Below are 13,974 nucleotides of genomic sequence, written 5' to 3' on the forward strand. Positions count from 1 at the left end.
AGGGATTTAAATACCCTTAAGTGTTTTTCCTACATTATTAAATTTATCATTAATTACATCATAAATATGTTGTATGTAAATATCTTGAATTTCACTATTTTCCCCTAATCCTTGCATATATATTTTAACTTTAAATCCTTTTGCTTCTAAAACACTCTTCCAGGACTCTCGAGAATCCCCTGCCATATCATTTTTAGCATGATCCCCTGCTACAAGTAGTAGTGGCATCAAACTAACTTCTAGGCTCCCCTGGGCTATAACATTAGGTATTACCCTATCCAAAGTTGGGTAACCTTCAACTGTTGCTACGTGTACATTTCCAAACCCTCTATCCCTTAAAACACTTTCAAAGCAACAATATACCGCGTTTGCAATATGATTAGTACCATGACCCATTAAAATTACCGTCTCATTTGATGGCAATTGTTTTGAAAGAGCATCAAGCATTATTGAGTAATCATCTGGAACTCCATTCTCTTCTCCCTTAAAACATATAAGAGGTCTCCCTATCACAATATTGTCAAATACTTTAGATTGTTTGTACCTATTAACAACATTATTTATATAATCAAATTCAACTCCAGGAATAACGTGTAAAGGCTGAACAATTACCTCATTATAACCTTCTATCTTTAATTTCTCCAAAGCTTCTTCTGGTGTATCTATATAAATATTATCCCTGTTTTTAAGTACTTTAAGAATAACATGTGAGGTAAATGCCCTTCTTATATCATACTCTACAAAAGTATCTCTTATTTTTTCTTCTATTTTATCGATAGTTACTTTTCTTGTATCTCCATATGTAGTTCCGAAACTTACAACTAAAATTGCCTTCTTCATTCTTTTCTTCCACCTTATTATATATTTTAATATTCTTTTGCATCAATATTTTTCAAAAACAAAAAAAGCAGCTCACCTTAGATAGCGACTACTTTTTAATTAATTTATAGTTAAATTAATTATATTAAAAAGTTCTTTCCCTCCGAAAGCTTGTTAACATCATTTAGGCAGGTCTCCTGGCTTTTGATTTCTCAATTACAGTAGCGGGGGCTGCTGCGGATTTAAACCGCATTCCCTTTTCACCTATTACTAGGCACCTAAAATTCTATTTAATTTTAATATTAGTTTATTATATTTAGCTCACACTGTCAATGTTAAGATTATGAAATTGACGATTTGTCATCGCCTTATTGGGGACGGTTAACAACTTATTAACAATATTACTACGATATGAATATTATCCACTCCATAGGCAATAATTTAAATAAAAATTTGTTAGGAGAGGTGATTATTTATGCCAAGAAATGCAAGATTAAAAACGGACGACTCAATATTTTATATCATGTGCAAGAGTATTAGTGAGGTAGACTTATTTAAAGATGATTTTGATAAAGAAATGTATTTACGCCTTGTGAAAAAATATAAAGATCTCCATGATTTTAAGGTTTACGGTTACTGCCTCATGGATAACCATTCACATTTAATGATTGATGCTAACGGCGCAGATATATCAAAAGTGATGCATGGAATCAATTTTTCTTATGCAATGTATTTCAATAGGAAATATGGTAGAGATGGTCATCTTTTTAAAGATAGATTTAAGAGCAAAATAGTTGCGAATGATAAGTATTTGAAGGCATTGTCTTTATATATGCATAATAATCCTACAAGTATTGTAGAGTATAAAAACAGTCCAGAAAAATATGCTTTTTCTAGTCTAGGAATCTTTTTAGGAAAAAGATCTGATTCATTTAAACTTGTTGATTATGAGTTCATTATGGATTTTTTTGGCGATAACCTTAAAAAAGCAAGAAAAAGTTACTATAACCTTATTTTCAAATGTAATGAAGAAAAATTAAAAGAAGAAATTGAATTTGAAGATGAAAAAACGGAATATAGAAGCGGGAGGAAAATAATTATAAGAAACTTCAACCCAGATGATATACTAGAATATATGTCTACAAAAATCAATATATCAAAGAGTCATATTTGCACAAAATATAGCAGAAACCTTGTACACGCAAAAGCTCTAACAGTTGTTCTTATGAGAAGTCTTTGCAATTTAAGGTGTCATGATATATCCAGTATACTTGGAAACATAACCCAGGCTAGAGTATTAAAATTAAGCACTATCGGTATACAATTAATTGGAACAGAAGAAAAATACGAAAATATTATCGGTGATTTTATTAAGTGTCATGCTTAACTTTTTGATTTATATAAATTTAAAAATTCAATTTGCTTATAGTAATACTTATCACTTGAATTGTTCAATCTTTACTATATATTAGTTTATTTTCTAAGAAATAAAAACACATTAAATAACAAATTAATATAAATCTAAAAGTTGGACAAGTTTAATGTTAATATATTATTAACCGTCCCTAATTAAACCCGCTTTTAATCCTTAGCTTACTGCTATAAATAAAACCATCGTTAAAATTTCAACTAATTCATTATTAGCCCCCAAAGTATCCCCTGTAAGTCCTGTTATTTTACTCTCACAAAACTTATTAAATAAAAAGCTCAAAAGTATAGCTGAAAGCATTAGTATAGCACTTTTATAAAATCCTATTAATAATGTTCCAAGTATAATTGTTATAAAAGCCGCAATTACTAACCTTTTCACATCAATATTCCCAATAAATATATTTCCTGATCCAGTTTCTTTTGCATTTTTCCCTATAAATGATATAAAAACCACGGAAAATCTTGCAATTATTGGTGTAGCAATCAATATAAGTGGTAAATTTCTTCCTATCACAGTGCTCACCGCCGCGTATCTAACTAGCATGTCAAATACAACAGCAATAGTAGCGTATGTACCTACTGTACTGTCCTTCATAATCTCTATTATTTTATATTTATCACCTTTAAACGAAAAGAACCCATCGCAGGTATCTCCTAGTCCATCCACATGTAACCCTCCAGTAATAATTATTGGTATAATAACTATAAATACCGTTGTTATGTTTATTGGTAACACTTTCATTAATCCATAATAAACTAACCACTGAACAACTCCTATAAATAACCCTACCACAGGAAAGAATATCGATCCACGCTTAAAATTTTCTTGACCACAGTTCAAACTTTTATTTATAGGTATTCTCGTAAAAAACTGAAAAAACAACAAAAAATCATTTATATACTCTTTAACCATATTTACTTGCAAAGGATTCCCCTTGCAATGCTCACCTCTTCTCTAATAGTAATGTAAACTTAATTCTTACTGTAACCCATAGGACATAGGATATTAGATATGCATGATGGAATCAATATATAAATTTCCAAACTCATATTTTATAACGGATATGTCACCATTTTTACAACCAAATTTCCAAAATAAATCCATATTTTCATTCATAACATAACAATAAATAGCTCTAATGACCCCCGAATGTGCACTTATCAAAATGTTTTCTTTTTCTAAATTTTTAATATGCTCCATAAAGCTTTTGACCCTTTCGCACAGTTGTACGTAACTTTCTCCGTTAGGCGGTACAAATCCCTTCCAATCTTCTTGCCAACATATACATTCTTTAGGATAGAGTTTTTTAATTTCCTCATATGTTTTACCTTCGAAATCTCCAAAGTTAGTTTCATTTATTCTGCTATCATTTATAACTTCTATTTCCTTTCGTCCTAAAGCTAATTTTGCCATTTCTAAAGTTCTTTTTTTATTACTAACATATACTATATCAAATTTTATATCATTAAAGAATTCTTTAGCCTTATTACCTTGATTTATACCAATTGAATTTAGACTTATATCCAAATTACCATAATAAGTTCCTTTTCTATTTTCCTGAGTCTGACCATGCCTTAACAAATAAATATTCATATTTTTTCACACCAAAATTCTACCCAACGGTATTATCCCTTATATCTATATATTTTTTACTATCAAGCGCTGCATCTTCAAATGTTCCCATATTACCCATTGTGAATAAGGCTGCCTCAATTATATTAAATGCAAGTGGGCATCCTGAACCTTCCCCCAGTCTCATATTAAGGTTTAGCATTGGTGTTAGTCCTATCTCATTCATTATAAATGCCGCTCCTGGTTCAGCAGATAAGTGGGAGGCAAATATATACCCTATTACTAGGGGGTTTAATTTATAAGCACACAGAGCAGCTGCCGAGGCTATAAAACCATCAATAACAATGGGAACTCTATTTTTGGCAGCCGCTAGAAAGCAACCGCATAATCCTGCAATATCGAATCCTCCAACTTTTGAAAGCACATCAATGACATCGCCTTTATCCGGCTTATTTAATTCAATTGCTTTCTTAATTACCATCTTTTTATGAACGAACTGCTCCTCCGTAATTCCAGACCCCTTCCCCACTGACATTTCAACTTCGAGTCCAGAAAATACACTTAATATAGCCGCACTTGTCGCAGTATTTCCTACACCCATTTCTCCTGTTCCAAATAAATCATAACCCTCACGTACCAGATTATCAATTGTATCGATTCCAACTTCTATAGCTTTTATTGTCTCCTGCCTTGTCATCGCAGGTCCCTTCATCATATTCATGGTACCATATGCAATTTTTCTATTTTTAATTTTAGGATTATTAAAATCAGCATCAACGCCTACATCAACTACCGTAATATCACTTCCAGCAAATTTTGATAAAACATATACTCCTGTAATTTCTTTAGTGAAATTATTTGTTACTGTTGCTGTTACACTCTTAGGACAGTTAGAAACTCCCTCTTCAACGACCCCATTATCCCCACACATTATAACAACATTTTTTTTATTAATCTTATTATGTATTGATCCTGTAATTCCAGCCATCTTAGCTATAATATTTTCTATTTCACCTAGACTACCTATTGGTTTGGTTAAACTATCAATTCTATCCCACGCCTGTTTCATAGCTGCTTTATTTAGTGGCTGGATGTTTTGTAAAGTACTTTTTAGAAGTTCCATTTGTTAATCCTCCTGCCATTATAATCTTATCATAATTTTCACATAGTGAAAAAGTATATTATGCAATAAGAATTCTTATAAGTCTATTTTTAATTTCATTTATATTTAATCATACCTTCATAATATTCCAAAGGAAATATTTTTTCAAGGAAACCCACAATAATATTAAGCAAATGACACTTAGTTGTTAACCGTCCCACTTTTAATTTCAATCAACATTGTTTATTTGTTGTTAACCGTCCCTCCCAGAATTATCAACCTACCAATTTAATCAAACCTAAAGAAAAACAAGAACAAATGAATGTCCTTGCTTTTAAATGTTGTGTAATTATTAATATTTTTTATTAATATATATCATTATCATCTATTACTGGCAAACTATCTAAATTATTAGCTTTATTTTGATCAGGTAGACTTCTTAAAAATTCTTCACCCTTTTTTGAAGTTGAGACAGAAACCCCACCTATACTCCCTTGTTTCACAAGCAATACAGCTTGTTCTTTAGAAACTATTTCTCCAGTTTCAAGTTCATATGCTGTAATTTCTCCTTGATTGTCTTTTGCTACTCTACTAATAATATGGGCTGAGCCTTCGTTCTTATTCATAATAACACTACCTTTCTTCATTAAACACATATAAAATATGCATTTTTATTGAAAGATACTTAAGCAATATTAAATATGCTATAAAATAAAGTATCATCATATACAGTTTTACCAATTTTATAAATTTTATGAGAGATATTTATATGATTTTTTGTCAATAATATGAAGAGATTCTTGCAAGTTATTCGCATTTGGGTGTATAATACTTGTTGCTACTATTATTTGTTGCACTTATTGTTGTGCTTTTTAATAATTAATTAATAGTAGTTAATCAGGAAATTTTTGAGGAGGCTTTACATGATTGACATAAAAAATTTATGTTTTACATATACGAATTCAAAACCCTACATACTAGATAATGTTAACCTTAAGATCGAAAAAGGAAGCTATGTTTCAATTTTAGGTGAAAATGGTAGTGCCAAAAGTACTTTAATTAAATTAATATTAAATTTATTAAAACCAAATAACGGTGAAATTAATATATATACAACAAGAATAGCATACGTTGCACAAAAGGTAGAGAATTTTAATGCACAGTTTCCTATAACAGTTTATGAAATGTTAAATTGCCACAGAAGAGTATTAAAGCTTAAAGATAAAACTCTTATTATAAAAAGTCTACAGGCTGTAGGTATGGAAGATCATTGTAGCACTCTTATCGGAAACCTTTCTGGAGGACAGCAGCAAAAAATATTCATTGCTAGAAGTTTAATCGGAAACCCTGAGCTACTTATTTTAGATGAACCCTCCACTGGTATAGACATTCAAAGCATGGAAGATATATATGGAATTATTAAGGGATTAAATAACAACCTAGGTATTACAGTTGTTTCTATAGAACATAACTTAAAAGCGGCCCTTGAGAATTCAACTGATATTTTTGAAATGAGTAATTGTGGTGGAATACTTTATACTATAGATGATTACAAAAATAAATTAATAGAAGAAAGGGGGTAACATCACTTTATGTTTGAATATGGTTTTATGCAAAATGCTTTAATTGCATCGGTCTTAATTTCTATTTTATTCCCAATTGTCGGCGTTTTCCTTGTATTAAAAAGATATTCCATGATGGGTGATACTATGTCACATGCCTCCTTCGCAGGAGTTGCTATCGGCTTAATTCTCGGATATAATCCTATAATTTGCGCTTTTGTTTTTACAGCCCTATGTGGCTTATCCATTGAATTTTTACGAGATTATTATAAAAAATATGCGGAATTGATTTTAGCTATTTTACTTACCTTTAGTGTTGGTATTGGAATAACATTAGTAAGTACAGGCAAAGCAGGTGCCAATGTTAATTCTTATCTGTTTGGCAGCATCCTAACTGTTACCAAAGCAGATTTATACATAATGCTTGTGCTTAGTATTATTTCTATAGTAACTCTATTTTCACTATATAACCAATTATTATATATTACCTTCGATGAAGAAGGTGCTAAGGTTTCTGGTGTAAAAGTCAAAGTAATAAATTATGTTTTTGCTCTTCTAGTAGGCGCTACTATTTCAGTATCCCTAAGAATACTTGGAATACTTGTAATGTCATCAATGATAGCATTACCTGTAGCAACATCACTTCAGCTAAATAAGGGTTTCAAGCATACTTTAATTTACTCCATAATGTTCGGCTTTATTGATATAATTTTAGGTCTTGTTATATCTTACTATATAAACTGTGCACCAGGAGGAACCATAGCATTGACTTCCGTCTTTGTCTTAGTCATTGTAATTGGAATTAAAAAAATATTATCTAAAGTTTAATTATAAAAAAACAAAAGCTATAGGGGATATTTTTTACGCCTCCTATAGCTTTTTACTTTTTATATTAGAATCAAACGTATTAGACTTTTCTTTTAAATCTTCATTTCCTAAAAATGATTGCTCATCATATTTTTTAAGTCCCATAAGCCTGAAAATAATGTCAGATTTTTTATAACCATTATCATATAGTTTATATTTTTTTAAAATCCTTTTAATAACACCCTTATTTATATTAAGTAACGCCTCTAATTCTTCAATAAGGTAAAATTCTTTTATTAAAATTTTCTCAAGTTGACTCTGCATGTTAAGTTTATATTCTAAATCTAATTTTCTATTTTTATGAGGCCCAGTATCTCCTCTATGATGACAAGAACAAAGATATCTAAAGTTAAGTTGAAATTCAATGCCACCTTGGCTTTTATAAACTATGTGATGTTTATCCGCTGGTTTTCCACAGACTTCACACTTTAACAATACTATACCCCCTTATATTAATATAAGGCAAAACAACTAATAGTTGTTTTGCCTCATAAGTTTACTAATTTTTAATTTCTATTCAAATTTAAAATTCTTAAGTTTATCTCCTAATAAATCTGCTAAAGTTATTCCACCTTGTTCTTCTTGCTTATAGTCAGAAAAATCTTCATTTCCTCTTGCTGCTTCTTTAATGCTTAAGCTTATTCTTCTATCTTTTTCATTTATTTCACCAATTTTAACTTTTACAACTTCTCCAACTTTTAATACATCAGAAACCTTAGCTATACGTTCTTCTGATATTTCAGATAAATGAACTAGTCCTTCTATTCCTGATTCAAGTTGAACAAAAGCACCGAAATCCATTAATTTAACAACAGTTCCTTCAACTACTGAACCAACCTTGTAGTTACTTGTTATGCTATTCCAAGGATTACCTTCTGCTCCTTTAAGTCCAAGAGATATTCTTCCCTTTTCCTTATCGAAATCTAAAACATCAACTTCTACTTCATCACCAACTGAAACTACTTCAGATGGTTCTTGAACCCTCTTCCATGATAATTGAGAAACGTGAATAAGACCATCGATGCCACCTAAATCTACAAATGCACCAAATTTAGCTAGTCTAGTTACAACGCCTTTTCTTTTTTCACCTTTTTTAAGTTGGTTCCAAAGTGAATCTCTTTTAACTTCATTTTCAGCTTTTTCAATTACTCTTCTAGATAGAACTATATTTTTATTTTCTTTATCAAGCTCTATTATTTTAACTACTAATGTTTTACCCTTAAAGTCTTCTAAGTTTTCTACATATGCATCAGATATTTGTGATGCTGGTATAAACGCTCTAACTCCCTCAATATAAGCAGTAGCTCCACCTTTCACGATATCACTAACTGTTACTTCTAAAGTTTTATCTCCATCTAAAATCTCTTGGAATTCATCCCAAATTTTAAGACCATCTGCTCTCTTTTTAGATAAAAGCACATTTCCTTCTCCATTGTTAATTTTCATTATTAATACAGAAATTTCATCACCAATCTTAACAATATCTGAAAGAACTACTTCTTTTTCATTTGATACTTCTTCTTTTGGTATAACTCCATCTGTCATATATCCTATGTTGACAAGAACTTCATTTTCATTTACAGAAAGAACAGTTCCACTTACAACGTCTCCACTGTTAATATGTACCATAGTTTCCTCATTAATTATATCTTTCATTGTAACTTCTTCATTATTTTCTGTTGTCATATAAATACACTCCTCTTATTAAATACTTTTCTAAAACTATTTTTAGATTATTTATAGTCTACTATAATATATTCTATAAATATTCATTGAAATCCTTCTTATTTTTAAAATTCACCTAATTCTATATCTTTTCTTTAAAACATCTACTCTATTATATCATACTTCCCCTATACATAAGGTCATACCATTCAATTTCATCTTATTTTTTATAATTTTCGCTCCACTAAGTTCTACACATGGCTCACAAACGGCACGAACTCCAATAGTTTTCTCTACAAAATCACTACCACAAAATTTATGTTGAATCGTCCTTATATCATTTATAGTAAATATATCAAGGTTACATTTTAAATAGTCTACTAATTCTCTTATTGCGAATTCATCTTTTTTAACATCAACTGTTGTTATTGATTTTATAGCCCTACTATCAATATTAGATTCTATAAGCATGTTTAACACTGTTTGCTGCATTTCCTTAGATGAAAAATTTTTCCTACATCCTATCCCAAGCACTATATTTCTTCTTATCAATTTAAGCATAGGTTTTAATCTAATCTCTAAACCCATATTAATTACTGCTCTATTGGAAATATACAATATTCCGCATATATCATTTAAATTACTAGTATATCCATTAGGAACTTGGATTATTCCTTTATCATCAATAAACCCAATTTTTTTCCCTTCTATTAAAAGCGATGATATTTGTTTTGCTTTTTTTAAATCATCAATAATAAGATTATTGTTTTTAGCTATTAAATCTGGAGCACATATCCCTAAATTATCAGTAGCTGTAGTTATTATGGGTTGCGCCCCCAGAATATTGCTAACTTCTAGTGTAAGTTCATTTGCACCACCCAAGTGACCACTTAAAAGACTTATAACATAATTACAAGAATTATCTATAACTAATACAGCTGGATCAATATCCTTACTTTTTATGTATGGCGCTATAGCTCTCACTGCTATGCCTGTAGATCCTATAAAAATTATACCTTTATAGTTTTCCATAACCTTTTTACTAACTTCCTTAAAATTAAAATCACTATCACTCTTCTTCGAAAATAAATCAATATTAAGAGTTAATGCTAGAATTCGAGCTATTTTATCTCCATCATGCGTAAATGTAATAACTGCATATTTCATTTTGTCACCATTCCCATTTTATATCATACTATCATTATACACAAAAATAAAATGATCGGGCAAAATAATTGGGGACGGTTAACAACTAATTGAAACATAATCATAAAGTTATTAACCGTCCCCAACTCAACTTACCCTCCACCCTAACTCCCCCCATAACAAGAAAAAATGCACAGCAATAAAAACTATTGCTGTGCATTTTAAAATATCGCCATATAACTGTTATCTTTCTTCCCTAAAATAAGGATTGGATAGTCCAGCTGGTGGTGAATTTTTACTAGACTTTCTCATGGAAACTATCACCAAAATAACTATTGTAGCTACATATGGTAACAAATCGATAATGTATTGAGATACTGCAAAATTAGGTATACCCTGAAGTCTAAATCCCAATATATCAAGTCCTCCAAAAAGATATGCTCCTATAAGCGCTCTCTGAGGCCTCCATGTTGCAAAAATTACTAAGGCAACTGCTATCCATCCTTTTCCCGCTGTTACATTTTCCTGCCATGCTGGTACGTAAACAAGAGACAGATATGCTCCTCCAAGACCGCAGAGAGCTCCACCTATTAATGTATTAACATATTTATATAATGCAACATTTATGCTAGCTGCATCGGCAGCTGCAGGATTTTCTCCAACTGCCATGGTGTTTAACCCCTTAGCAGTTTTATATAAATATACAAATAGAAGTATGGTAACTATATATCCCAAATATACAAATACATCATGATTAAAAAATACATCTCCTATAAAAGGAATATCCGAAAGTATGGGAATTCTTTTAGGAACAAAAAATACTTTAATATTATCTGGAGTAACTTTACCTATCAGCTTTTTACCTAACATACTTGAAAATCCCGTTCCAAATATAGTTAATGTAAGTCCACATACAACTTGATTCGCCCGAAGGGATACAGTTAAAAACGAATAAATTAACGCTCCAAAAGCTCCTGCTAGTGCTGCAGCTATCATTGCTATAATAGGATTGCCAGTACTTAGTCCAGCCATAAATCCAATTACAGCTCCCATAAGCATCATACCTTCTACACCTAAATTAAGGTTACCTACTTTTTCAGTTAATAATTCACCTAGGGTTGCAAAAAGTAGAGGAGTTCCAGCTACAACTGCAGCGGCTAAAAATGTTGTTATACTATCCATTTCTATTTCCCTCCTTTTGTATATTTTTGGATCGTGTGCTTTCAGATTTAAAATTAATTTTATATTTAGTGAAGAATTCACTACCTAATACAAAAAACAGTATAATTGCCTGTATTAATTGTGCAACTGCTTGTGGTATTCCAAACACTGTTTGTATGAATGACGCTCCTTCTAAAAGAGCGGCAAAAAGTATAGATACTACTACTATAATAGGTGCAGACAGTGCTGATAACCATGCTATAATTATAGCTGTAAATCCTGCTCCACCCGCGACGTCTACAGTTAGTGTTCTACTTACAGCTGATGCTTGAATAACTCCCGCAATCCCACATAATGCACCACTTAAGAATATTGCAATATACATTGTTTTTTTAATATTAATACCTGCATATATGGCCGTTTTTTCACTTTCTCCAAGCACTGAAATTTCATAACCCTTCTTAGTGTATTTCATAAAAATATACACTATAATAACAAGAATAATTGCAATTATCCATCCAATATGCACACCAAAAACATCTGGGAGTGTCGCATTTGGAGAAAAATTAGGTATTTTAGGAAAACCCATTGCTTCTTTATCCTTCCAAGGTCCATATTGTAGATATGTTATGAATTTTAGTGCAATGTAGTTTAACATTAATGTAACAATAGTTTCATTAGTATTCCATTGACCTTTAAGTACTGCAGCTATTAACGCCCATAAGCCACCACCTACAACCCCTGCGCAAAACATTATTAATAACAATGGTAATTTATCCATATCCGGATATTTCAATGCGAAATATGTAGCAGCAAATGCTCCCATTACTATCTGGCCTTCTCCACCAATATTCCAAAATTGCATCTTGAAAGCTATTGATATACCAAGTGAAGTTATAATCAGTGGTATTGCCCTAAGAATCGTTTGCGTAATACTATAACTTGATCCAAAACTCCCCTTTATAATTGTTGCATATATATCTATTGGGTTAAGTTTAATTACTAGCAAAAACATCGCCAGTACCACTAAAGATAGGAGAATTGATATACTTCTAATCTTAAAATTATCTAATTTGCTAATATCAGCTTTTTTAACAATCTGAATCATTTATATATCCTCCCTCTCTACTGTATTTCCCACCATCATCATACCAATCTTTTCTCTCGAATCATCATTTGCATCAACAATTCCAGTAACCGTTCCGTCACAAAGCACCATAATTCTATCACATAATTGAATTAATACATCCAACTCTTCTCCAATATATAATATTGCCGTTCCTTTTTCCTTTTCTTTACTTATTAAGTCGTAGATTGTATAACATGTATTAATATCTAGCCCTCTTACTGCATATGCCATAATAAGTATCTTAGGTCGCATGCTTAATTCTCTTCCCACTAATATTTTTTGAATATTGCCACCTGATAAATACTTTATAGGATGATATATATCTGGAGTTTTAATTTCAAACCTCGAAACCATTTCTTTTGCCTTTGTTACTACTGGTTTCCTATCTATAAATATTCCCTTTTGTGTGTGGTAATCATTAAGTAAAAGATTATCCACCATATCCATAGACGCAACTAAACCCATACCCAATCTATCTTCTGGTATAAAACTCATACTTATACCTTTATTAATAATATCTCTAGGAGATTTACCAACTAAGTTGTCCCCTTCAAGAATTATCTCACCACTTGCCACGGTTTGAATTCCTGCAATAGCTTCACATAACTCTTTTTGACCACTACCAGCAATTCCAGCAATACCAAGTATTTCTCCGCTTCTTAAACTGAAACTTATGTCTTTAATTACCTCTGCGTTCTCTGCATTTAACACCTTAAGTCCTGATATTTCAAGTAAAACCTCTCCAGGCTCTTTTTCTACATTATTTATAGATAAATCTGCTTTTCGTCCCATCATAAGCTCTGTTAATTGTTTTGGTGTTGTTTTTTCTTTTTCTAATGTTTCTACTGCTTCACCTTTTCTTAAAACAGTTATTTTATCACAAATCTCCATTACTTCATTCATTTTATGACTTATAAATATAATTGCACAACCTTCTTCTTTCATCTTTTTCATTATCTTAAATAATTTTTGTGTCTCACTTTGCGTAAAAACTGTAGTAGGCTCATCTAACACTAAAATATCAGCACCCCTATACAGTACCTTTAGTATTTCAAGATTTTGCCTCTCTCCTACTGCCATATCGCAAACATACTTATTTACATCCACATCAATATGAAATTTTTCACATATATCATTAATTTTTTTAATTTCCAACTTATTGTTAAAAAATATCCCTCTATTTTGACCAAGTAATATGTTTTGCTTAGCAGTCATTTCCTCAACTAATTTAAAATGTTGATAGATCATTCCTATACCTGCTTTAATAGCATCTTTCGGAGAAGTAAATTTCATGTTTTTCCCATGAATAAAAATAGATCCACCATCCGGCATATATACTCCTGATAACATATTCATAAGTGTACTTTTACCTGCTCCATTTTCGCCTAAAAGTGCATGAATTTCTCCACCATATATAGTTAAATTCATGTTATTATTTGCTACTACTTTTCCGAAGGTCTTACTAATATTCTCTATAGATACATAAGGTGTTCTATCCATATTTGAGCCCTCCTCTCCA

14 protein-coding genes and 1 riboswitch are annotated in these 13,974 nt (G+C 31.0%); of the genes, 3 read left to right on the forward strand and 11 right to left on the reverse strand.

Annotated features, from left to right (window positions below):
* Nucleotides 1-6: 6 nt before the first annotated feature.
* Complete coding sequence (locus KPL55_RS04950; protein ID WP_216305606.1) at nt 7-840, reverse strand: sirohydrochlorin cobaltochelatase; 834 nt, start codon at nt 838-840, stop codon at nt 7-9.
* Nucleotides 841-989: 149 nt separating this feature from the next.
* Nucleotides 990-1,116: riboswitch (cobalamin riboswitch) on the reverse strand.
* Between the two features lie 178 nt (nt 1,117-1,294).
* Between KPL55_RS04950 and KPL55_RS04955 the strand changes: the two genes are divergently transcribed.
* Nucleotides 1,295-2,206 (forward strand): transposase, encoded by a 912-nt coding sequence (locus KPL55_RS04955; RefSeq protein ID WP_216305607.1) that lies wholly within the window; start codon nt 1,295-1,297, stop codon nt 2,204-2,206.
* 201 nt (nt 2,207-2,407) lie between these two features.
* Here KPL55_RS04955 and cobS read toward each other — a convergent pair whose 3' ends face one another.
* From cobS to KPL55_RS04975, 4 genes are all read right to left on the reverse strand, one after another.
* A complete protein-coding gene (cobS, locus tag KPL55_RS04960; protein ID WP_216305668.1) occupies nt 2,408-3,163 on the reverse strand; it encodes an adenosylcobinamide-GDP ribazoletransferase in 756 nt (251 codons plus the stop codon).
* Nucleotides 3,164-3,256: 93 nt separating this feature from the next.
* Nucleotides 3,257-3,844: an alpha-ribazole phosphatase gene (cobC, locus tag KPL55_RS04965; protein WP_216305608.1), complete on the reverse strand. Its 588-nt coding sequence runs from the start codon at nt 3,842-3,844 to the stop codon at nt 3,257-3,259.
* 19 nt (nt 3,845-3,863) lie between these two features.
* Nucleotides 3,864-4,946 carry a nicotinate-nucleotide--dimethylbenzimidazole phosphoribosyltransferase gene (gene cobT, locus KPL55_RS04970; protein WP_216305609.1) on the reverse strand — a complete coding sequence of 361 codons (1,083 nt, stop codon included), beginning with the start codon at nt 4,944-4,946 and terminating at the stop codon, nt 3,864-3,866.
* Between the two features lie 344 nt (nt 4,947-5,290).
* Nucleotides 5,291-5,551 (reverse strand): DUF3892 domain-containing protein, encoded by a 261-nt coding sequence (locus KPL55_RS04975; protein ID WP_246599304.1) that lies wholly within the window; start codon nt 5,549-5,551, stop codon nt 5,291-5,293.
* Between the two features lie 297 nt (nt 5,552-5,848).
* Here KPL55_RS04975 and KPL55_RS04980 point away from each other — a divergent pair, with 297 nt between their 5' ends.
* Complete coding sequence (locus KPL55_RS04980; RefSeq protein WP_216305611.1) at nt 5,849-6,508, forward strand: metal ABC transporter ATP-binding protein; 660 nt, start codon at nt 5,849-5,851, stop codon at nt 6,506-6,508.
* 9 nt (nt 6,509-6,517) lie between these two features.
* Nucleotides 6,518-7,315, forward strand: a complete 798-nt coding sequence (locus tag KPL55_RS04985) for a metal ABC transporter permease (protein WP_216305612.1) — start codon at nt 6,518-6,520, stop codon at nt 7,313-7,315.
* Nucleotides 7,316-7,357: 42 nt separating this feature from the next.
* Here the strand turns inward: KPL55_RS04985 and KPL55_RS04990 are convergent, their stop codons facing one another.
* The 6 genes from KPL55_RS04990 to KPL55_RS05015 form a co-directional block, all read right to left on the reverse strand.
* Complete coding sequence (locus tag KPL55_RS04990) at nt 7,358-7,789, reverse strand: HNH endonuclease (RefSeq protein ID WP_246599305.1); 432 nt, start codon at nt 7,787-7,789, stop codon at nt 7,358-7,360.
* 78 nt (nt 7,790-7,867) lie between these two features.
* Complete coding sequence (gene rpsA / locus KPL55_RS04995; RefSeq protein WP_216305613.1) at nt 7,868-9,040, reverse strand: 30S ribosomal protein S1; 1,173 nt, start codon at nt 9,038-9,040, stop codon at nt 7,868-7,870.
* A 156-nt stretch (nt 9,041-9,196) separates the two neighbouring features.
* The gene (gene cbiG / locus KPL55_RS05000) at nt 9,197-10,186 is read right to left on the reverse strand and encodes a cobalt-precorrin 5A hydrolase (protein WP_216305614.1); all 990 of its coding nucleotides are present in this window, start codon (nt 10,184-10,186) and stop codon (nt 9,197-9,199) included.
* Nucleotides 10,187-10,408: 222 nt separating this feature from the next.
* Entirely contained in the window at nt 10,409-11,347 is a 939-nt protein-coding gene (locus tag KPL55_RS05005; RefSeq protein WP_216305615.1) for an ABC transporter permease, read from the reverse strand.
* A complete protein-coding gene (locus KPL55_RS05010) occupies nt 11,340-12,434 on the reverse strand; it encodes an ABC transporter permease (RefSeq protein WP_216305616.1) in 1,095 nt (364 codons plus the stop codon). The genes KPL55_RS05005 and KPL55_RS05010 overlap by 8 nt, the downstream gene beginning before the upstream one ends.
* Nucleotides 12,435-13,955, reverse strand: coding sequence for an ABC transporter ATP-binding protein (locus KPL55_RS05015; protein ID WP_216305617.1), 1,521 nt, complete (start codon nt 13,953-13,955; stop codon nt 12,435-12,437). It abuts the gene before it with no gap.
* Nucleotides 13,956-13,974: the final 19 nt, after the last annotated feature.

The organism is Clostridium lacusfryxellense (assembly GCF_018861735.1).
Lineage (GTDB): Bacteria > Bacillota > Clostridia > Clostridiales > Clostridiaceae > Clostridium_AD > Clostridium_AD lacusfryxellense.